This window comes from Streptomyces sp. BBFR51, assembly GCF_044591655.1.
Lineage (GTDB): Bacteria > Actinomycetota > Actinomycetes > Streptomycetales > Streptomycetaceae > Streptomyces.
Genome location: NZ_CP172448.1, coordinates 8,484,269 through 8,502,629 on the forward strand (window position 1 = coordinate 8,484,269; position 18,361 = coordinate 8,502,629).

Below are 18,361 nucleotides of genomic sequence, written 5' to 3' on the forward strand. Positions count from 1 at the left end.
AGCCGTACAACCGGCCGGAACCAGGAGGAATCAAGGCATGCGGGCTGACGCGCAACGGAACGCGGAGAAACTGCGAGCAGCCGCCGCCGAGCTCTTCCAGGAGCGAGGCCTGCAGGTACCGCTGAAAGAGATCGCCCGCCGGGCAGGGGTGAGTCACGGCACGCTCTACAACCTTTTCGGCACGCGCGAGGCACTCATCGACGAGGTGGTGACCGACCGTGCGGCGCACCTCCTGGAGGAGGCCGCTCGGAAGGCCCTGTCCTTCGAGGACGCCTGGGAGGGCTTCGCGTACTACGTCGAGAGGCTCTGCGAACTCCAGGCCACCGACCCAGCCGTCGCCGACGTGGTCAGCGGTCGCTATCCGGGCGCGGAGCGCCTCATGACCGCCTGCGGCCGCACCATCGACGCCGCGCAACAGATCGTCGGGCGAGCCCAGGAAGCCGGCGCTCTCCGCCCCGACTTCACCAACGCGGACCTGGTGTTCGCCTTCGCCGCCAACGCCCTGCTGGCCCGCGCCACCACCGAGACCGTCCCGAACGCCTGGCGCCGCCAGGCCGCCTTCCTCCTGGACGGTCTGCGGGCCGAGGCCGCCCGCGGCCCCCTGCCCGCGGACGAGCTGACCCAACAGCACGTCTACGACGCCTTGGGAAGACTGTGGGGCAAGGCATAGGCGGGACATGGCATACGCGGTCCGTCGTCCCCTCTTCTCTCCAGCAGCCACTCGGCCCGCTCCGCCAGGCCGCCATGCATTTCCATTTCCGCCGCGGGGAGCGGCGGGAAAGGGCGGCACGGGAGACGACACGTCTCTGAGACGTTCGGGCGTACCAGGACGCGTTGACCAGCGGAATTTCACACGACCCGGGTACACCCCGGCCCTTACGCTTCTCTCGGCACGATCGGTGAACGGGGGGCGGGGATGTGTGAGGAGCTCGAGGGCGGGACAGCGGTGGCGGTGCGCCTTTCGGCAGGTGCGCCGCTGCGGGACGCGTTGGGTGGTGCCGGTCCCGATGACTGGCTTGTGCTGGACGCGGCGGTGCGGCAGCCGGCCTGGTACCGCTCGCAGTCGTTGCCGGAGTGGGAGCTCACCGCTCCGCTGCCCGCCGATCTGGCGCACCTGGACGAGTCCCGGCTCGCGCTCGCCTTGTGCCACCGGGACGGGCGGATACGCGAGGCTGCGGTGCGCCGGTCGGCGCGCTACTCCGGCCTGTTGCCGCTGATCGTGATCCGCTGCGCGGACTGGGCGGAGCCGGTGCGTGAGCGCGCCCGGAAGCTGCTCCGCGAGGCCCTGGACGAGGACACCGCCGTCGTCCTGGCGGCGCTGATCCTGCACGTTGGCCGCCGCGACCGGGGCGCCTTCGCCATCGCCCTGCTCGAGGAGGCCCTGGGCGGGGAACCCCGCGGGCGGCTCACCGCCCTCTTCGCTCACCCCGACCGCACGGTGCGGCGGTTCGGATTCCGGCTGGCCGTCGAACACGGGTTGCTGGGCCCCGCCGAGCTGGCCCGTGCGGCCGCACAGGACCCGGACACGGTGGTCCAGGACCTATGCGCCACGGCGGCACTGGCATCCCTGCGGGACGAGGAGGGCGCCTACGACGAGGTGCTCGGACCACTGCTGGCCGCGCGGGGCCCGCGTACCCGTGCGGCCGGCGTCACCGCGCTGCGGCGGGCGGGAAGGCCCGAACAGGCGGAGCCGTTCCTGGCTGACCGCTCCGGCCTGGTACGCGCCTGCGCCCGCTACGTGGTGCGCCGGCACGGGGACGAACCGGCATCCTGGTACCGGAGGCAGTGTGCGTCACCGGGAGCGGCTGGCCGCGGACTGCCGCCGGGTGCGGTCATCGGGCTGGCCGAGTGCGGGCACCGCGCGGACGCCGACCTGCTGTGGCCACTGCTCGCCCACCCGGTGGCCGGGGTGCGGGCACGGGCGGTGGCCGGGCTGCGGGCGTTGGACGTCGGGGAGGTGGAACGCCTGCGGCCGCTGCTCGACGACCCGGCGCCGGCGGTCGTCCGTGAGGCGACCGCCGCCCTGTTGCCGTCGGTGAAGCAGCTGTCCGTCGACTGGCTGTCGCAGCGCACCGGATCCGAGCGGCCGCGGCATGTCCGCCTCGCCGCGTTCCGGCTTCTCGACGCCTACGGCGGGGTCGTGGCGCTGCGAGCTGCGGTCGGGCTGCTGGACGACCCGGACGGGAAGCTGCGTACGTGGGCCGAGCAGCTGGTGCAGCGCTGGCATCCGTCGGCGCAGGTGCGGCGCGCAGACGCGGAGGTGGGGGAGCTGCTCGACCGCAGCCGGCACCTCTTCAGCGATCACGTGCTGCGCCGGCGCAAACGGGAGGCCGGATTGGACGGCTGAGTTCATCCGGAGTCGACCCTCGCAGCCAGCGCCGAAAACCCCCGGTCCCAGCGCGGCCGTGCGGCTGTACGCGACTTCGAGCAGCACGTCGACGTGGAGGTGTTCGATGTTCATGAACAACGACGGCACACACTGATTCGGGGGCGCAGCAGTCAGGTGGGTTGAGGGGTCATGCGCTGGTTCATGCAACAGGTCGATGAAGAGATCCGTACCTCCCGTGCCTGGATGCGGCTTGGACCGGAGCTCGTCGAGATCATCCACCAACTCCGTCAGGAGCACGTGGGGCGCCATCGACGATGACGACTTTCCGCAGGTTCTGGCGGGGACCACCCGCAAACGCCCCAGCCCGTAGACGGTCAAGGCGACACCGCCTATGGCCTGACTTGAGTCTTGATCATGCGATGGGCGGGGGCGGTCCCGCTGGAGGCGTTCCGTCAGCCCGTCACGGTGCCGAGCAGGTATGCCGTCGCATCCGCCAGAAAGATAATAGCCATGGACATAGTAGCCATGTAATCTATCCGGCATGAGCACGAGCAAGGGTTCACCGGGCCCCACACCCGGCTTCCTGGTGTGGCGGCTCGCCAACAAGTGGCGCGTCGCGGTCGATCGCGCGGTGGCTCCGCTGGGCCTCACCCACGCGCAGTATGTACTGGTCGCGTCGCTGCACGGCATGCAACGCGTCGGCGAGCGACCCAGTCAGCGGCGACTCGCCGAACACGCCGGTCTGGAGGCGCTGTACGTCTCGAAGCTGGCGCGTGCCCTGGAGTCAGCCGGCCTGATTGAGCGCACCCGCGACCCCCGCGACCCGCGCGCGGTGCAGCTCGCCCTCACCGAGCAGGGGCAGGCGGTCGTGCGGCAGGCCATCGTGGTGGTCCAGGAACTGCTTCAGCAGCTGCTGGATCCACTCGGCGGCCTCGACACCCCGCGGACGCGCGCGTTCACCGACGAGCTGACGACCCTGCTCGACGCACCTCTCACCCCATCCGTACTGAACGACGAGAGCACTCAGGGGAGAACACCATGACCACCAGTGCATCCACTACCACTGAACCCGTCGCCAACGCCCGCACCCTCGCCCTCGCCCACTACGCCGCCCGCGGCGTCCTGGAGCACGTCCTGGCCCGGCACGGCAGCACGTTCCAGCAGCAGATCGTCCTGCGCGCCGCCGTCACCACCGAGGCTCCGCAAACGCCGGACGATCTCGTCGCCCAGGCCCAGGGCGCCCTCAAGGCCGATCCAGCCGACATCCGCGCCACTCTCGACGAGCTGCTTGCCAAGCAACTGCTCGATGCGGACGGCTCGCACCTTCGCCCCACGGACGCAGGGCGCGAGCTGATCGCCGCCGTCGGCGCGGAGACCGCCCCCATCAGCGCCCGCATCTGGGGCGAGATACCCGCGGAGGACCTGAGCGCCGCCGGACGCGTCCTCGCCCTGGTCACCGAGCGCGCCAACACGGAGCTTGCGGCGCTGACCACCTGACCCCCCGAACAGTCCCGTATCTATCTGTGATCAAAGGGCGGCCTTCCGCCGGACCCGGTGTCGGCACCGGAGACGGCGTCGCTCTTACCCGGCGGAGTCGCTGTCGTCGGATCGCCCGTCTTGTCCTTGCGCGCTGCCCCTTTGGCCGGGCCTTCTCCTCCTCGGCGGCCTTCTCCAGGGAGGACAGAAAGTCCTCGCTGAGCTGCATCCCGGCGACGTCGTGCGTATGCACAGCCTTGTCGGGGCTCGGCAATAGAGGGCCCCAGAGACGACCTGCTGGATGCGTCAGAACGCACGCGTAGCCGTCGGGCGCCGGCAGTGTCACATCCGGGATCTCAGCACGTCGACTTCACAGCCCGGTGCGGTCGGGTCGAAGCCGTGCTCGACCAGCCAGCGAACCACCAGCAGGCTTCGCAACGACCACCACGCACGGATCACGTCGAGGTCGACGTCGGTGCCGTAGCCGGCGACGATGTCGCCGAGGTGCTCCTCGTGTCCCAGGCTCAAGGTGGCGAGGTCGGCCAGGGCGTCACCCGGGCCCGCCTCGGACCAGTCGATGATGCCGGTGATCTCGTCGCCGTCTACGAACACATGAGTAATCTGCAGGTCGCCGTGCGAGAACACCGGAGTGCACGGCCGGAGCGCGGCATCGGCGACCTGGCGGTTGCGGGTGACCAGGTCGGCGGGCAGGACGCCGTGCCTCACGAGCAGCTCGCACTCCACGTCGAGATCCGCCGCCAGCTTGTCGAGGTCCAGGCCGCTCCGGCCGCCCCAGGGCGGCAACGGCGCGTCGTGCAACTTCCTGATGGCGGCCCCCGCCGCCGCCCACGCCGCCGGGGACGCGGTCGACGGTTCGCCGAGCCGGCCGAGCGCCTTCCCCGGGACCGCGGCGATCGCGAGCACGGGCGGCTTGCGCCACAGAACCTTTGGGGTCGGGACCGGCGCCAGGGCCATCGCCTCGACCTCGACGTCGATACGCGCCTGATCGGCATCCACTTTCAGGAACACGTCGCCGACGCGCAGGGTCGCGCGCTCGGAGTGGGCGACGACGACTTTGACCTCATCCATGGGCGACCACTATCCCCGGGACGATCGTCGACGTCGCGGGATTTGTCGCGTGCTTGACCGCACCGCTACCCGGCGGCCTCGTGCGCGTCACCGACCGCTACCAAGATCAAGTTCATCCCTTTGGTTTCGGCAGCCGCCCGCAGACGCCCACCCCGGACGGCCGGGGCAGGGCGCCGGTGAGAGGCCACGGGGTGTCAATGCCTGCCGGCAGGTGCCAGATGTGGTGATCACCTGGCAGCCTTGGTCGTGGCGCCAGCAAGGGGTTGGCGGCATGGGGGCCGGCCCTGGAGGAGCATATGTTGCGCGGCATATGGGTGTTCGTCGCGGTGATGATCGCTTTATTGGCGACTCTGGCGATCTTGGATTTGAGCAACGACCCCGAGCCGCGCAGGTCCTCGGTGACCTTTCCGGACCGGCCCGCTGAGAACCCGTGTCCCTCCGAGCTTGGCGACAAGCCGCGCCGTTCGAAGTACACCAATCATGCAGCACCCTATGGGGGACCGGCCCCACACCCCGTCAAGGTGGTGAACGCGAACGGGTTTTCCGCGGCGAACGCTCCGCATCGGACACTTCCCGACGGGTGGGAGGCGACCTACAACAGCTTCGAGACCCAGCTGGTCGTCTGCGAGTACCTGATGTCGACCGGAGCGAAGGGTGACTCATGCAAGTACCTCGGCGACCACTTCGTGTCGCTCGTCAGCGCCACGTGGACCTACCGGGTGCTGACTGCCAGAACGGCTGAACGGGTCACGCAGTTCACCCTGAAAGGGAACGACACTTGTCCCGACGAAATCGAATATCGAGAGGGGAACATCCCGTCGGAGACACCACAGTCCGTCCGCACCGAGGACCTGGAGAAGGCTCTTCAGCCGTTCGTCGCACCCACGCGCCGAAGCCACTGAGAAACGATGGTGCCGGGCGCTTGACCCGGTGTACGGCTCCGTTGCCTGAAACTACAGCGGCAAGACCTGGGCGGTCGAACGCCCCGAGGACGGGGAGCCGGCCCGTCAACACTCCGTCAAGTGCCCAGCGTGCGCGGTAACGCTGTCCTACGCCGTGCACAGTCTCGCGGGGACGCGGCGCAGGCGTGCCCGCCGCTGGATCGCGGCCGTAGCCAGCCTGATTGCCGCAATCCCCCTGTACGGTCTGATCGCGCTGGACCCAGGTAGTGTCCAGTCCGCCCTGCCCGGCTACCCGAAGCACAAGCTATTTTCTCGAACGCCGAGGGCGATCGCTGGATTTGGCGGGCGGGAGTCCATCTTGCCGGGCCTGCCACCCTCTCTGGTGCCGCGGATCACGAACTGCGTACTTCGCACGGGTTGCACTTTGCGTCCAAGAAACGAACCGTCTTGCGCAATCCGTGGAGTGCCGTGACGCCGATGAGCGGGAGACTGGCAGCCTGCGCGTTCGCGATGTCGTCGGGCACCCCCAGGCCGTCCTCGACGACCCGGCGAAGTCCCAGCGTGTTGGATGGTGGCACTGTTTTGTGGAAGGGCAGTCGACCTCCCGGAGACCGTTGCGTAAGGGATGGGGCGACTCGCCGACGTGCCTGCGTTCGTGCGGGTCAGGCCGAACGATTTGCCACTTCCGCCTCTGCGGCACGGGCGAGGCGCTCGACCCAGTCCTGGTGGTAGCGGTACAGCGCACCGGGATACTTACGCCCGAGTTCCTCGACGAAGAAGGCGCCCTGCTGTGTTTCTTCGGTCAATACGTGGCAGCCGTCGTCCGTGGGCGTGATGACCCAGCCGTGGTACGCGCTGGAACCCGTTTCGTCGCCGTCCACTGTCGTCGCCCATGAGAGCCTGGTGAATGGCTCGTACTCTGTCACGTTCAGAGTCATGGGAAATCCAACCGTCACTCGGCTGAACCTGGTTCCGGTGGCCAGTTCCGACTCGCCGGTGAGGATCTTGACGCGATCTTCGGGAGGGAAGTAGCTCGACCAGTTCTCGGCGTCGACGAGCAGCCTCCACACCACCTCGGGCGGTGCCTTCACGTCGATGTCATTGAGCGCGTAGAGAGCCGACAACTTCGGGTCGTACTGTTCGGGCCAGATTACCTTGTCATACATGAGACTTTGTTCCTTTTCGAGCGTTTGGCGAGAGAAGTTCAACGTGTCCGTGGGTCAACCAGCCTGCCTGGAACGCTCGTTGGCTACACTGGCGAGCGCCGCGAGAAGGTTCTCGTGCGTGCGCCAGAAGACTTCAGGATCCTGCTTCGCCAATTCGATCCAGAGCGGGCCTTGCATTGTCTCCTCGGTCCAGAGGTGGCTGCCCCGGGGCGTGGGTGTGATGATCCAGGCGTGATAAGCCTTGGAATCTTCGGACGCCTTGGGGTAACCACCCCAGGCGATACGCGTCTCGGGCTGGAACTCCTGTACGGACGCGAAGACGTCCTGGCCGGCCAGGTTGGTTTCGAATCGGGTCCCGAGGCGCAGCGAGTCGTGCCCGTCAAGCAACTGCACGTGTCCGACGCCCGGGTAGAAGGTGGGCCAGGTGCGTGGGTCCACGAGCAGAGACCAGACCGTCTCCGGAGAGGCTTCGACCTCGAGCTCGTTGGTGAAGTGGATGGGGGAGCGACTGGGAGTCATGGCCGCCGGCCAATTTATCGCTTCAAACATGGGAATCTCCAAATGTGATTCATTGTCTGGAACAGTCACATGGTGTGCCGTCCGCAGGCCGGCCAGGACGTTGACCCACGCCGGAAAGAGGTTGGCGATTCATGCGCGTCATGCGCGGCTGAGTGCCACCGAGTTCCTGACGGCGTCCAGGCCGGCGGCGTGCTTGACGACGGGCTCGTATCCGAGCTCGGATACGGCCTTGTCCGTCCGCAGGGTGCACTGCTGCCCGAGGAACCATCGGGCGGGAACGGGGACCTCGCCGGCAGCGGTCTCGGCGTCCACGTCGGGGATCGGGACGTCGACGCCGTAGATCTCGAACTGGGTCTCCAGGAACTCGCGGAGGGCGACGCGGTGCCGGTCGGTGATGAAGTAGGCCTGACCCGGTCGGCCGCGCTGCCATCCGAGCACGAGTCCCTCGACGGCGTTCTCGACGTATGTGACGTCGGTCGTGTGCCGGCCTCCGTCGATCCAGGCGAACTGCCCCGCCTTCGCTGCCGCGACCAGGCCCTCGACGAGGAAGCTGTCGGGGCCCCAGACGAACCGCGGGCGAATCGATACCGTGGCGAAGTCCGTGGTGTTCGCGTCGAGCACGATCTTCTCCGCCACGGCCTTCACGGCACTGTAAGCGGCTTCCGAGTCGGGCCGCAGCGGGGCGGTCTCGTCGACGTCCACGAGCGGGGCACCGGCGAGGAGCGCGGCTTCGCTCCCGCAGTGGACGAAACGCGGAACCCGTGCGTATCGGGCAGCGTCGAGGGCTGCCTGGGTGCCGCGAACCGTCACCAGCTCATGGCGCTCACGATCAGCGCTGACATCCGTCTCGGCGGCGAGGTGGAACACCACTTCACTGCCCGCCGCATCATCCCGCCACGTCAGCGGGTCGGTCAACTCGCCCCGCACGGGCTCCGCTCCCAGTGCCGCGACCTTCGCAGCCGATGCCTCACTTCGAACCAGGACAGCCACCGAGTGCCCCGCGCCGAGGAGTCGACGTACCAGCACCTGGCCGATGAACCCGGAACCCCCGGTAACGAACGTCCGTGCCATGAATCTCTCCTTCGCTCTGTGAGCCCCTCGCCGGTCCTGGGCGAGAAGGTCTCGTGGGTTAGAGCAACGGCAGGCCCCGAGGGCTTCCCTCAACTGTGTTCATGCTTCGAAGGCCTGCGATAGAATTCTTGGATGGCTTCTCTACGGGCACTTGAGTGCCTTGTCGCCGTCGCGGACTCCGGATCGATCACCCAGGCCGCGCTGCTGCTGCATTCGTCGCAGCCCGCTGTCTCTCACCAGCTCGCTTCGTTGGAACGCGAGACTCGTACGGCCCTGCTTCGCCGCGAGGCCAGGGGGGTCAAGCTCACTTCCGCGGGCCGTGCCGCCGTCGCGGATGCCCGACGAGCGATCGAAGCGGCCGCTTCCGCGGTGCGGTCGGCACGTGCGGCGGGTGAGGCGGCTGGGGGTGTCCTGCGACTGGTCTGTGCGCAGAGCCTCACGGTGCCGCTGCTCGCTGGTGTCATGCGGCAGTGGCATCGCCGCCAGCCAGAGGTCGCGATCACGCTGCGCGAGTCCACGGCGATGGACGAGGCGCTCGGCCTGGTCGACTCCGGCGAAGTCGACGCAGCAGTGCTGACCGCTCCCTCGGCCGGCCGTTTCACGATCACCGCCCTCGCGGAGGAGGAGATCGTGTTGGCGACGCCCGCCGACCATGTGCTGGCCGGGCAGGCCGTCGTACGGCTGGAGGATCTTGAAGGTGCCCCGCTCGTTCACTTCTCACCGGACAACGGCCTCAGCGCCTGGCTCGACCAGTCCTTCGCCCGCGCGGGAGTCCACCCGGAGACGGTGATGAGGACATCGGTGACCGCGACGGCACCGCAGCTCGCGGCTGCCGGGCTGGGAGTCGCCGTGTGTCCCGTGAGTGCGATCAGCCCCGGCTTTCCGGGAGCAGTGCGCTCGTTCTCTCCGCGGTGGGTCAGGCAACTGGTGGCGGTGACGTCCGCGGAACCGGATCCGCTCGTCGCACGTTTCATCGGCGATCTGCGCAGTCACGGCATGAGTGTGCCGGGCGATGTGCGGACTCAGCTCGCCCAGGCAGGTCCTCCGGACGAGACACCACGGCCGTCCCCGTGACGTACGCACGGGGAGTCATGCGTGACGAACGAGGGCGAGTCGCTGCGGTGGGGTTGCGGGGGGTGGTCTCGGCGGTCGCGGTCGCGGTGTTGATGCCGGCCACGGGGCGCATGTGGCAGCAGCAGAGACTGGCTCGGGCCGACATCGCAGGCACCTGGACCGGGGGCGATGCCGGGGCCCTGCGCTTCAAGGACGATGGCACCGTTGTCGTGACCAACCTTGCCGAGTACAACAACGACGGCGACAAGGTGTCGGAGTGCAGCGGCACCGGCGAGTGGGGCGTGTATCCCGACGACAAGGCAGCGAAGCTGTTGTGGACCAGCGTCTGCGACGGCAACCCGTGGGAATTCGGCGGCTCGAAGGCGCATCCGAAGATGCGGCGCAGCGTGGGAAATCCTGAGCACGGGAACTTCCAAACCCCCAGCCGCGAGGAGTGAAAGAAGTGTCGGAGCCGCGGGCTTTGACGAGGTCGTCGACCGAGCGGGTGGACACGCCCACTCAACCGCGGAGATCCCCTACACCAGGCAGCGGGGCACCGTCGGCTCGGGCGGACGCGAGTGTGCTTCCAAGTAGTTTGTTCAGGGATGGCGCTGTGCCGCGCGGGAGGTAGGCAGGCCAAGCAGGACAGGGTGGCGCATCTGCGGGGCGGTGGCTTCGGCGATGCATCGGCACGTTCCGGAGCTTCTGTTTGCCCGGCGGACACCCGAGGGGGTCGTCTTCACGGTTGGGTGCGTCGCTCGGCGGCGTCGAACGCGGGCGCGAGCGGGGCCAGCGCCGCGCCGAGTTGGTCGGGCAGTGAGCCGGAGGCCACGACCAGTCCTCCGGCACCGAAACTCCCGGCGGCCTCTGCTTTCCCCGCCGGCCGGAGCCAGCCCTCCAACGCGATACGAACCGCCGCGGCCACGCTTGCCGCGAGAACGCGGGCCGTGTGCGCTCCGGCGTCACCCAGGCGTTCGGCGATCACCGCCGTGAGAGGGGGCTCGATGTCGGCGGTGGTGTTGAGGAATGCGTCGCGCAGCGCGGTCTGGGTGGTGACCAGCAGCAGTGCCTGGTGTTCGCGCTCACCGGTGTTCGTGTACTGCTCGACCACTGCTTCGGTGACGGCGTCAGCCAGACGCACCCCTGCGGGCCGGGCAGCGACCGCCGCCGCGATCCGCGCCTCCCGGTCCGCGGTAACAGCGGAGACGATCGCCTGCTCGCGGCTGGCGAAGTAGTTGTTGTAGGTGCGCGGCGAGACCCCGGCCGCCTCGGCGATGTCCTCGACCCGCACCTGGTCCGGTCCGCGCTCCACGGCCAGGCGCAGGGCCGCCTCGCGCAGCGCCTCGCGCGTGGCCTGCTTCTTCCGCTCCCGCAGCCCTGGTGGTGTCGTCACGGTGTCAGCGTTCCACACATGACTGCGTGCACGCAAACTTGCGTGCACGCACATTTCCTGTCAGCCTCGGCCGACCGAGACCGGCAGAGAGGACGCCACTATGCGAGCAAGAGGAATGACCTACGACACCGGATTCGTCGTGCACGGCCAGACATCCCGCGAGCACTTCGACCCCGCGGTGGTCCGGCGCGAGCTCACCATCATCCGCGACGACCTGCACTGCAACGCGATCCAGATCATCGGCGGCGACCCGGACCGACTGGAGCTGGCCGCCGGCACTGCCGCCGAGCTCGGCCTGGAGGTCTGGTTCTCGCCCTATCCGCTGGAGCTGGACCCGGAGCAGATCCTCACGCTCTTCCGCGACTGCGCCGAGCGAGCGGAACGGCTCCGGCAGCAGGGGGCCACGGTCGTATTCGTCGCAGGGGTCGAACTGAGCGTGATGAACCACGGGTTCCTGCCCGGAGAGACCCCCGAGGAGCGGGTCGAGCATCTGCTGAGCCAACCCGAGCGGCGGGCCGAAGCGATGCGCGAACTCGGCGTGCGCATCAACGCATTCCTCCTCGATGCCGCAACCACGGTCCGCGAGCGCTTCCAAGGCAAGCTCACCTACGCATCCATCCAGTTCGAGCAGGTCGACTGGGCTCCCTTCGACATCGTGACGTTCGAGCTGATCCGCTCGGCCGAGGTCGCCGACCGGTTCCGGGACGCGGTGCGCACCTTGGCCCAAGGCCCGAAGCCGCTCGCCATCACCGGGTTCGGCACCGCCGCCTACCGCGGCGCGGGAGACCGCGGCGGGCGGGTGCTGGAAGTCGTCGATTACGACCCGGAGACCAGGGCCCCCGTACGGCTGAACGGCCTGTACGAGCGTGACGAGGCAGGCCAGGCCGCATATCTGAACGAGCTGTTGGAGATCTTCGAAACCGAGGGCGTGGACAGCGCGTTCGTGTTCCTGTTCGCCTTGCCCGGCTACCCGCACCGCCCGGACGGCGATCCCAGGAACGACTTGGACCGGGCAGGTCTGGGTATCGTCAAGCTCCTCGAAGGGCGCCGGGGGCAGACCTACCCCGACATGGAATGGGAGCCCAAGGCCGCCTTCGCGGCAGTCGCGCAGCGGTTTCGGAGGTGACAGGCCCCGCGCCCGGCACGACGACCCCTGCGGTGTTGTCGGCCCACGGCCTGAGGGACGACGCCATGTCAGGGATCGAACCGTGGCTTTCAAAGGCTGAGGACGAGCTTGCCCTGGAGATGACCGCCGTCGAGCAGCCGGTGCGCGTCGGCCACACGCTCGAACGGGAACGTCTCCTGCACGTGGACCCGGAGCCTGCCCTGTTCGACGAGTTGCACGAGACCGCGAAGGGCGACCGGATCGGGGTCGACCGCGATACCGCTGAAGCGCATGCCGGCCGCCTCGTACTTGGCCGTGAGCTCCGCGTCCCCCTCGGCGACCGCCGTCACCAAGTGGCCGCCAGGGCGGAGCACTTCGAGCGACCGCTCGACGGTGTCGCCGCCGATCGTGTCGAGCACGACGTCCATGTCGCGGACCACCTCGGTGAAGTCGACCGCCGTGTAGTCGATCACTTCGTCGGCGCCGAACCCCTCGACGAACTTCCGCTTGCTCCCGCCGGCGGTCGCGATCACGTGCGCGCCGAGCGCTTTCGCGATCTGGATCGCGACGTGTCCGACCCCGCCACCACCGCCGTGGACGAGGACGCGGTCGCCCTCGCTCACGCCGGCGAGGTCGACGAGGCCCTGCCACGCCGTCAGCCCGACGACCGGCAGCGCCGCCGCCTCGACATACGAGAGCGACGCCGGCTTGCGTACCAGGTGCAACGCCGGCGCCGACACGACCTCGGCATACGCGCTCGCCGCCCGCGGGAACAGCGGCATCCCGAACACCTCGTCGCCGGGCCGGAACCGATACGTCAGCGGCCCCTGTTCGACGACGCCGCTGATGTCCCAGCCGAGGACGAACGGCGGCCGGCCGAGCATCGGGGGGAACTCACCTGCGCGCAGGAGCGCCTCGATCGGGTTCAGCCCGATCGCCTTGACACGGACGAGAACCTCCGTCGGGAGGGGATGAGGCTCGGGCGCGTCCACGATGGTGAGCACCTCGGGACCGCCGAGCGCCTGCTGGGTGATGACTCGCATGACTCTCCTGGCTGTGAAGGGGGGAGAGATCCCAGGCTATGTTTCTGACAGGAACCCGCAGGTACCGTTGGCGCCATGAACGCTTTCGGTCCTGGTGGTCCCTTCCTCGCCGACTGTCCGGGGCGTCTGACGGTCGAGCTGATCGCCGACAAGTGGACGGTGGTCGTGCTCTACGGCCTCAGTAGGGGCCCGGTGCGCCATGGCGAGCTGATCGAGCTGATCGGCGGCATCTCCCGCAAGATGCTCACCCAGACGCTCCGGCGGCTCGAGGCGCACGGCCTCATCCGCCGCCACGCCTACGCCGAGGTGCCGCCCCGCGTCGAGTACGAACTCACCCCGCTCGGAGCGACGCTGATCGAGCCGATCCACATGCTGACCGAGTGGGCGAGGGCCGCCGCCTCATCGGCGAGGACGCCGGCTCCCGGCGTGACCCATGGAGGTGGATGCCGCGAGGAAGGCTTGTACGAGGGGTCGGTCGTCTCCTCGGCGGGTGGCCATGAGGATCTGGCTCACAGTGGGGGGTCCGTCGAGTTCGAGCCTTCGGGCGCCTGGGGGAAGCAGTGCCGTGACGCTGTACGGGGCGATGCTGACACCGAGGCCGGCCGCGACGAACGTGACGATGGTGTGCCAGTGCGAGCACTCCTGCGCGGCCCGGACGTCGATGCCGACGTCCCGCAATGGCTGCGTGTTCGTGTCGAACGCCTTGGGTCCCGCTGAACGCGGGAAGAGGATCAGAGGGTCGGCGGTCAGCGCTCGCGCGTCCACCCGGTCGCCCTCGGCAGCGGGGTGATCTGCGGGGACGACGGCGACGAACCGTTCGGCTGTCAGGAGGGAGAGGTCGATGTCGTCCCGCTTCTCCGCATCCCGGACGATTCCGACGTCAGCTGTGCCTCGCTCCAGGGCCGCCAGGACGTCGGTGGTGAAGCCGTCGTGGAGCTTGACCTGGACCTCGGGGCGGCGGCGGGAGAATTCACGCAGGTGCTCGCCGACGATGGTGGTGGCGGAGGTGATGAAGGCGACGTCCAAGCGGCCGGCCTCACCGCGGCCGACACGCCCCGCCTCGTCGAGGTCGGCCGCCAGAGTGTCCAGAAGATTCTGAGCCCGTGGCTGGAAGGCGGCCCCCGCTTCCGTGAGGCGGACGCTTCGGGAGGTCCGCCGGAACAGTTCGACGCCGACGATCTTCTCAAGCTGCCTGATCTGCTGCGACAGGGCCGGCTGAGCGATGTGCAGCCGGTGCGAGGCGCGACCGAAGTGCAGCTCCTCGGCCAGAGCCAGGAAGTACCGCAGATGGCGAAGCTCGATTCGCTGATCCATAGACTCAGCTTATTGATCGGCACCAACGAGTGTATTGGACATATGGGTGACTGAGGTCAGAGGCTGTGGGCAGCGCCACCGGAAAGGGAGCCCGTCTCATGTCGTACGCCGCTGCCCCCGTCGAGGTTTCCTCGATCGCCTCACAAAGTGACGCCGAGGCGTTCTACGCGCTGAACGAGGAGTGGATCTCGCGCCTGTTCACCCTGGAGGACGAGGACCGAGCCGTGCTCGGCGATCCGTTCGGCCGCATCGTGGCCACGGGCGGCGACGTACTCGCGGCGCGCGAGCCCGGCAGTGGGGGAGTGGTCGGCTGCATCGCACTTCTGGCCTATCCGGACGATGTGTTCGAACTGGCGAAGATGGCGGTGGCTCCGGCCACGCAGGGACGCGGCATCGGCCGCCTGCTCGTCGCCGCGGCGATCGACCGCGCCAGGGCCCTCGGTGGCACACGGCTGTTCCTCGGCACGAACGCCAAACTGGCCCCCGCCATCCACCTCTACGAGGACGCGGGGTTCGTCAGAATCACCCGAGACCGTCTCCCCGTGACCGACTACTACGCCCGCGCCGACGTCCTCATGGAACTGATGTGAACTCCCGGCCCAGCGCCCCGGCGCCGGTCAGGGCTGGATGTTCTCCAGGTCCTGCAGAAGGCGTGGGTGCTTCGGCTCCCAGCCGAGTGCCTGCCGGGTGTGGGTACTGGACGAGGGCTGATCGGTCGCGAAGATCGGGCCGAGAGGGCCGTAGGTCTCCGACGGCACCGACTCGACCGGCAGTCCGAGCCGTCGCCCGATGACAGTGGCGATGTCCCGCACCCTGTCTCCTTCGTCGGCCACGGCATGCCAGCAGGTACCGGCCGGGGCCACTTCCAGGGCGAGCCGGAAGAGGACGGCCGCGTCGAGCACGTGCACGGCAGGCCAACGCTGGGTGCCGTCGCCCGGGTAGCCGGACACCCCGCTCTGTCGTGCGATGCCGGTCAGCATTCCGGCGAATCCGCCCGAGCCTTGGTTGTGAACCGTGCGCGGCAGGCGTACGGCCACGCTCCGGACTCCTTTCGGGGCCAAGCCCAGCACCGCCGTGACCGCGCGCCCTCGACCGCCGACCGGACCGTCGGTAGATACCGGGTCGGCCTCGGTGGAGGCGCGGCCCGGCGCGAGGGGCGTACCCGAGACGGTGACGAGGGGGCGGTCGCTGCCTACCAACTCCTCGCCGAGGACCGCGAGGGCGGCACCTTCCTCCGCGACCGACCTTGCGACGGCGTCGGAGCTGCTGAAGTCGTTGCCGAACGCCAGGTGGACCACCCCGTCGGCCCGCGCGGCGCCGGCGCGAAGGGCGTCCAGATCGGTCAGACCTCCCCGGAGCGGCTCGGCGCCGGCCGCCTCGGCTGCCCGTGCGGACGTGTCGGAGCGGGCGAGTGCGAGGACGGTGTGTCCGGTTCCCAGCAGTTCGGCGACGACCGCGGAACCGATCAGACCGGTGCCGCCGGTGACAAAGACGCGCATGGGCCTCTCCAGCATGTGATGGGACTCCTGTCCCATCACTCTAACAGGATGACGGGACAAGAGTCCCATCACTAGGAGGCTCCCGAATGGCTCAGGGCTCGCGGCGTCGGCGCCGTCACCGTGAGCTGCCGGGGACGGAGAGGCCGCTCATCGTTCTGACATGAGAAGAATTTATGGCAACGCGCATCCTTATCGATGCTCGGACGGGAAGGGTAGTACCTCCCCGCCTGTTGGACTCTCCGACGGGGACGGGTACACCGCCTGTCCCGCGGAACACGCGTGGAGCGTTCGATGCCGTATTCACTGAAGGACAAACGCGTTCTCATCGTCGGAGGCGGCTCCGACATCGCTGCTGCCCTGGCCACCGATCTCCTCGAGGATGGCGCACGGGTCACCATCGCGGGCCGGAACATCGAGAGAACGGCCGCTGCGGCGAAGGCCGTCGGGGACACCGTCCGGCACATCGCACTCGACCTGTCGGACGAGGAGTCGATCCGGGCAGCCGCGGACCAGGTCCGGGTCGCCGGCGGGCTCGATCATCTGGTCAGTGTCGCCACGGAACGAGGCAACGGCCCAGTCGCCTCCCTTGAGCGCCGCGCGCTGCTCGCGGCCTTCGATGCCAAGGTCGTGGGCCCCATCCTGCTGGCCAAGCACTTCGCCTCGTTGATCGCAGAGGAGGGGTCGCTGCTCTTCTTCTCGGGCCTGGCCGCCTGGCGGCCGAAGCCGGGACACGTCGCGATGGCAGCCACCAACGGCAGCGTGAGCACACTTGCGTCCGCCCTCGCGGTCGAATTGGCGCCCACACGTGTCAACGCCGTCTCGCCCGGCGTGATCGACACCAGCAACTGGGACACCGTGGTGCCCGACAGACAGGAGTTCTTCCGACACGTCGCAGCCTCCGCGCCGGCGCGCCGTGTGGGGGATCCCTCCGACGTCTCGGCCGCCGCCCGCGCGTTGTTGATCAATCCGTACATCACGGGCGAGACCCTCCACGTCGACGGTGGAGCGCGCTGGTCCTGACCGGCAACGCGACACAAGTGAAAAGGCAGCACCACAAGAAGGAGTACTCACCATGAGCAACATCAGCATCATCGGTCTGGGACAGATGGCCCGCGTTCTCGCTGCCCGCGCGCTCGACGGCGCCAACACCGTCGAGGTCATCGGCCGTGACGCGACCAAGGCCGCGGACGTGGCCGGCGCGCTCGGCCGCGGCGCCACGGCGGGAACAGTGGGCGCGGCCCCGGCCGGAGACATCGTCATCCTCGCCGTGCCCCACGACAGCGCCGTGCCGCTCGTCAGCCTGTACGGGGACGCACTGGCCGGCAAGGTCATCGTCGACATCACGAACCCCTTCGACTCCAGTGCCACTGGCGTTGTCACCCCCGACGGCACCTCCATAGCGCAGGAGATCGCCAAGGCCGCCCCGGCGAGCGCCCACGTCGTCAAGGCGTTCAACACCGTCTTCGGCAATGTCCTGACCCAGGGACGTCCGGTGGACGTGTTCCTCGCCGGTGACGACGCGCGAGCCAAGGCACGCACGTCAGCGTTCATCGAGAGCATCGGACTGCGCCCGATGGACACCGGAGACCTGAGGATGGCGCAGTGGCTGGAGGGAGCCGGCGTGCTGATGATGGGCCTGGGACGCCATGGAGTGGGCAACTACAACTTCTCCCTCGGCGTCGACATCGCCGACTGAGCATCCCTGCGGCAGGATCAGCTCAGCGACGCGGTGGCCATCCTGAGGTCCTCCAAGGCCGCCAGTGCATGCGGGGCGAGCCCTTCCGCGTCATCACGATCGCCTTCGGACCACTGGGCATAGCCTCGTTTGAACGCGAGTACGCCCAGCTCGGCCGCGAGGTGCGCTGTTGTGTCGGGGACACCTCGGGCGACGAGTGCGGCTGTCATGGCGGCCGCGAGACCGACGCTCTTGAGGGCGTCGCGCTCCTGGAGTTCCGTGCTGGCCGCCACCGCCGCTTCGATGCGGGGGCCGAGCTCACGGTTCGCCGGACCCATCGCGCTGGAAGCGCACTCGAGGCCGGCTGCCACCGCCTGGAGCGGGGTGGCGTTCGCAGGCGCCTCGGTGATCCCGTCCGCGAGCAGCCTGCTGAGCGTCTCCTGCCCGGCCACCAGTAGCTCGCGCTTGTCGGAGAAGTGCCGGAAGAAGGTGCTCTTGGTGACGCCGGCACGCTCGGCGATCTGAGCCACTGTGGTGGCGTCGTATCCCTGCTCGGTGAACAGGTCTACGGCCGCAACGACGAGTCGTTCGGTCGCCCCCGGTTGCCATCTAGCCATGAGACCAGGATAGGTGAAGGGACAGTTGTCCCGTCATCGTGCGGGGGCAACGATGGGACGAGGGCCCCTTGCTCTCGGTGCCGCACACGACATTCCGGCGACGTGATCGG

At 68.7% G+C, this 18,361-nt stretch carries 20 protein-coding genes and 1 pseudogene; 12 read left to right on the top strand and 9 right to left on the bottom strand.

Features of this window, described 5'->3' with window-relative positions; all coding sequences use genetic code 11:
• Nucleotides 1–37 precede the first annotated feature (37 nt).
• From ACGH7X_RS38620 to ACGH7X_RS38635, 4 genes are all read left to right on the top strand, one after another.
• On the top strand, nucleotides 38–670 hold the full coding sequence (locus tag ACGH7X_RS38620) for a TetR/AcrR family transcriptional regulator (protein ID WP_399895086.1): 633 nt from the start codon (nucleotides 38–40) through the stop codon (nucleotides 668–670).
• Nucleotides 671–916: 246 nt separating this feature from the next.
• Nucleotides 917–2,347 carry a hypothetical protein gene (locus tag ACGH7X_RS38625; protein ID WP_399895088.1) on the top strand — a complete coding sequence of 477 codons (1,431 nt, stop codon included), beginning with the start codon at nucleotides 917–919 and terminating at the stop codon, nucleotides 2,345–2,347.
• A gap of 523 nt (nucleotides 2,348–2,870) precedes the next feature.
• Complete coding sequence (locus ACGH7X_RS38630; RefSeq protein WP_399895091.1) at nucleotides 2,871–3,371, top strand: MarR family winged helix-turn-helix transcriptional regulator; 501 nt, start codon at nucleotides 2,871–2,873, stop codon at nucleotides 3,369–3,371.
• Nucleotides 3,368–3,826: a MarR family transcriptional regulator gene (locus ACGH7X_RS38635; RefSeq protein WP_399895094.1), complete on the top strand. Its 459-nt coding sequence runs from the start codon at nucleotides 3,368–3,370 to the stop codon at nucleotides 3,824–3,826. The genes ACGH7X_RS38630 and ACGH7X_RS38635 overlap by 4 nt, the downstream gene beginning before the upstream one ends.
• A gap of 321 nt (nucleotides 3,827–4,147) precedes the next feature.
• Here ACGH7X_RS38635 and ACGH7X_RS38640 read toward each other — a convergent pair whose 3' ends face one another.
• Nucleotides 4,148–4,894, bottom strand: a complete 747-nt coding sequence (locus tag ACGH7X_RS38640) for a phosphotransferase family protein (protein ID WP_399895096.1) — start codon at nucleotides 4,892–4,894, stop codon at nucleotides 4,148–4,150.
• A 296-nt stretch (nucleotides 4,895–5,190) separates the two neighbouring features.
• Here ACGH7X_RS38640 and ACGH7X_RS38645 point away from each other — a divergent pair, with 296 nt between their 5' ends.
• Nucleotides 5,191–5,796 (top strand): hypothetical protein, encoded by a 606-nt coding sequence (locus ACGH7X_RS38645; protein WP_399895099.1) that lies wholly within the window; start codon nucleotides 5,191–5,193, stop codon nucleotides 5,794–5,796.
• A gap of 662 nt (nucleotides 5,797–6,458) precedes the next feature.
• Here ACGH7X_RS38645 and ACGH7X_RS38650 read toward each other — a convergent pair.
• From ACGH7X_RS38650 to ACGH7X_RS38660, 3 genes are all read right to left on the bottom strand, one after another.
• The gene (locus tag ACGH7X_RS38650) at nucleotides 6,459–6,962 is read right to left on the bottom strand and encodes an SRPBCC domain-containing protein (RefSeq protein ID WP_399895102.1); all 504 of its coding nucleotides are present in this window, start codon (nucleotides 6,960–6,962) and stop codon (nucleotides 6,459–6,461) included.
• A 54-nt stretch (nucleotides 6,963–7,016) separates the two neighbouring features.
• Nucleotides 7,017–7,511 (bottom strand): SRPBCC domain-containing protein, encoded by a 495-nt coding sequence (locus ACGH7X_RS38655; RefSeq protein ID WP_399895105.1) that lies wholly within the window; start codon nucleotides 7,509–7,511, stop codon nucleotides 7,017–7,019.
• Nucleotides 7,512–7,619: 108 nt separating this feature from the next.
• Nucleotides 7,620–8,552, bottom strand: coding sequence for an NAD-dependent epimerase/dehydratase family protein (locus tag ACGH7X_RS38660; RefSeq protein ID WP_399895108.1), 933 nt, complete (start codon nucleotides 8,550–8,552; stop codon nucleotides 7,620–7,622).
• 132 nt (nucleotides 8,553–8,684) lie between these two features.
• Between ACGH7X_RS38660 and ACGH7X_RS38665 the strand changes: the two genes are divergently transcribed.
• On the top strand, nucleotides 8,685–9,626 hold the full coding sequence (locus ACGH7X_RS38665) for a LysR family transcriptional regulator (protein WP_399895111.1): 942 nt from the start codon (nucleotides 8,685–8,687) through the stop codon (nucleotides 9,624–9,626).
• Nucleotides 9,627–9,643: 17 nt separating this feature from the next.
• Nucleotides 9,644–10,063 carry a hypothetical protein gene (locus ACGH7X_RS38670; protein ID WP_399895114.1) on the top strand — a complete coding sequence of 140 codons (420 nt, stop codon included), beginning with the start codon at nucleotides 9,644–9,646 and terminating at the stop codon, nucleotides 10,061–10,063.
• Nucleotides 10,064–10,344: 281 nt separating this feature from the next.
• Here the strand turns inward: ACGH7X_RS38670 and ACGH7X_RS38675 are convergent, their stop codons facing one another.
• The gene (locus ACGH7X_RS38675) at nucleotides 10,345–11,052 is read right to left on the bottom strand and encodes a TetR/AcrR family transcriptional regulator (protein WP_399895117.1); all 708 of its coding nucleotides are present in this window, start codon (nucleotides 11,050–11,052) and stop codon (nucleotides 10,345–10,347) included.
• Between the two features lie 61 nt (nucleotides 11,053–11,113).
• On the opposite strand from ACGH7X_RS38675, the gene ACGH7X_RS38680 reads away from it, so the two are divergent.
• The gene (locus ACGH7X_RS38680) at nucleotides 11,114–12,124 is read left to right on the top strand and encodes a hypothetical protein (protein ID WP_399895120.1); all 1,011 of its coding nucleotides are present in this window, start codon (nucleotides 11,114–11,116) and stop codon (nucleotides 12,122–12,124) included.
• Nucleotides 12,125–12,213: 89 nt separating this feature from the next.
• Here ACGH7X_RS38680 and ACGH7X_RS38685 read toward each other — a convergent pair whose 3' ends face one another.
• On the bottom strand, nucleotides 12,214–13,146 hold the full coding sequence (locus ACGH7X_RS38685; RefSeq protein ID WP_399895123.1) for an NADP-dependent oxidoreductase: 933 nt from the start codon (nucleotides 13,144–13,146) through the stop codon (nucleotides 12,214–12,216).
• 75 nt (nucleotides 13,147–13,221) lie between these two features.
• Between ACGH7X_RS38685 and ACGH7X_RS38690 the strand changes: the two are divergent.
• Nucleotides 13,222–13,539: pseudogene (locus ACGH7X_RS38690) on the top strand (winged helix-turn-helix transcriptional regulator); the annotation flags it as partial.
• A gap of 6 nt (nucleotides 13,540–13,545) precedes the next feature.
• Here the strand turns inward: ACGH7X_RS38690 and ACGH7X_RS38695 are convergent.
• The gene (locus ACGH7X_RS38695) at nucleotides 13,546–14,460 is read right to left on the bottom strand and encodes a LysR family transcriptional regulator (RefSeq protein ID WP_399895126.1); all 915 of its coding nucleotides are present in this window, start codon (nucleotides 14,458–14,460) and stop codon (nucleotides 13,546–13,548) included.
• A 98-nt stretch (nucleotides 14,461–14,558) separates the two neighbouring features.
• Between ACGH7X_RS38695 and ACGH7X_RS38700 the strand changes: the two genes are divergently transcribed.
• Entirely contained in the window at nucleotides 14,559–15,050 is a 492-nt protein-coding gene (locus tag ACGH7X_RS38700) for a GNAT family N-acetyltransferase (RefSeq protein WP_399895129.1), read from the top strand.
• 27 nt (nucleotides 15,051–15,077) lie between these two features.
• Here the strand turns inward: ACGH7X_RS38700 and ACGH7X_RS38705 are convergent, their stop codons facing one another.
• Nucleotides 15,078–15,959 carry an SDR family oxidoreductase gene (locus tag ACGH7X_RS38705; RefSeq protein ID WP_399895132.1) on the bottom strand — a complete coding sequence of 294 codons (882 nt, stop codon included), beginning with the start codon at nucleotides 15,957–15,959 and terminating at the stop codon, nucleotides 15,078–15,080.
• A gap of 291 nt (nucleotides 15,960–16,250) precedes the next feature.
• Here ACGH7X_RS38705 and ACGH7X_RS38710 point away from each other — a divergent pair, with 291 nt between their 5' ends.
• Complete coding sequence (locus ACGH7X_RS38710) at nucleotides 16,251–16,979, top strand: SDR family oxidoreductase (protein ID WP_399895134.1); 729 nt, start codon at nucleotides 16,251–16,253, stop codon at nucleotides 16,977–16,979.
• Nucleotides 16,980–17,031: 52 nt separating this feature from the next.
• Nucleotides 17,032–17,655: an NADPH-dependent F420 reductase gene (locus tag ACGH7X_RS38715; RefSeq protein ID WP_399895137.1), complete on the top strand. Its 624-nt coding sequence runs from the start codon at nucleotides 17,032–17,034 to the stop codon at nucleotides 17,653–17,655.
• A 17-nt stretch (nucleotides 17,656–17,672) separates the two neighbouring features.
• Here ACGH7X_RS38715 and ACGH7X_RS38720 read toward each other — a convergent pair whose 3' ends face one another.
• A complete protein-coding gene (locus ACGH7X_RS38720; RefSeq protein ID WP_399895141.1) occupies nucleotides 17,673–18,251 on the bottom strand; it encodes a TetR/AcrR family transcriptional regulator in 579 nt (192 codons plus the stop codon).
• Between the last annotated feature and the right edge of the window lie 110 nt (nucleotides 18,252–18,361).

Coding starts and splice junctions, on each gene's coding strand:
- ACGH7X_RS38620 (WP_399895086.1), top strand. CDS start 38: ATGCGGGCTGACGCGCAACGGAACGCGGAGAAACTGCGAGCAGCCGCC.
- ACGH7X_RS38625 (WP_399895088.1), top strand. CDS start 917: ATGTGTGAGGAGCTCGAGGGCGGGACAGCGGTGGCGGTGCGCCTTTCG.
- ACGH7X_RS38630 (WP_399895091.1), top strand. CDS start 2,871: ATGAGCACGAGCAAGGGTTCACCGGGCCCCACACCCGGCTTCCTGGTG.
- ACGH7X_RS38635 (WP_399895094.1), top strand. CDS start 3,368: ATGACCACCAGTGCATCCACTACCACTGAACCCGTCGCCAACGCCCGC.
- ACGH7X_RS38640 (WP_399895096.1), bottom strand. CDS start 4,894: ATGGATGAGGTCAAAGTCGTCGTCGCCCACTCCGAGCGCGCGACCCTG.
- ACGH7X_RS38645 (WP_399895099.1), top strand. CDS start 5,191: ATGTTGCGCGGCATATGGGTGTTCGTCGCGGTGATGATCGCTTTATTG.
- ACGH7X_RS38650 (WP_399895102.1), bottom strand. CDS start 6,962: ATGTATGACAAGGTAATCTGGCCCGAACAGTACGACCCGAAGTTGTCG.
- ACGH7X_RS38655 (WP_399895105.1), bottom strand. CDS start 7,511: ATGTTTGAAGCGATAAATTGGCCGGCGGCCATGACTCCCAGTCGCTCC.
- ACGH7X_RS38660 (WP_399895108.1), bottom strand. CDS start 8,552: ATGGCACGGACGTTCGTTACCGGGGGTTCCGGGTTCATCGGCCAGGTG.
- ACGH7X_RS38665 (WP_399895111.1), top strand. CDS start 8,685: ATGGCTTCTCTACGGGCACTTGAGTGCCTTGTCGCCGTCGCGGACTCC.
- ACGH7X_RS38670 (WP_399895114.1), top strand. CDS start 9,644: ATGCGTGACGAACGAGGGCGAGTCGCTGCGGTGGGGTTGCGGGGGGTG.
- ACGH7X_RS38675 (WP_399895117.1), bottom strand. CDS start 11,052: ATGTGCGTGCACGCAAGTTTGCGTGCACGCAGTCATGTGTGGAACGCT.
- ACGH7X_RS38680 (WP_399895120.1), top strand. CDS start 11,114: ATGACCTACGACACCGGATTCGTCGTGCACGGCCAGACATCCCGCGAG.
- ACGH7X_RS38685 (WP_399895123.1), bottom strand. CDS start 13,146: ATGCGAGTCATCACCCAGCAGGCGCTCGGCGGTCCCGAGGTGCTCACC.
- ACGH7X_RS38695 (WP_399895126.1), bottom strand. CDS start 14,460: ATGGATCAGCGAATCGAGCTTCGCCATCTGCGGTACTTCCTGGCTCTG.
- ACGH7X_RS38700 (WP_399895129.1), top strand. CDS start 14,559: ATGTCGTACGCCGCTGCCCCCGTCGAGGTTTCCTCGATCGCCTCACAA.
- ACGH7X_RS38705 (WP_399895132.1), bottom strand. CDS start 15,959: ATGCGCGTCTTTGTCACCGGCGGCACCGGTCTGATCGGTTCCGCGGTC.
- ACGH7X_RS38710 (WP_399895134.1), top strand. CDS start 16,251: ATGCCGTATTCACTGAAGGACAAACGCGTTCTCATCGTCGGAGGCGGC.
- ACGH7X_RS38715 (WP_399895137.1), top strand. CDS start 17,032: ATGAGCAACATCAGCATCATCGGTCTGGGACAGATGGCCCGCGTTCTC.
- ACGH7X_RS38720 (WP_399895141.1), bottom strand. CDS start 18,251: ATGGCTAGATGGCAACCGGGGGCGACCGAACGACTCGTCGTTGCGGCC.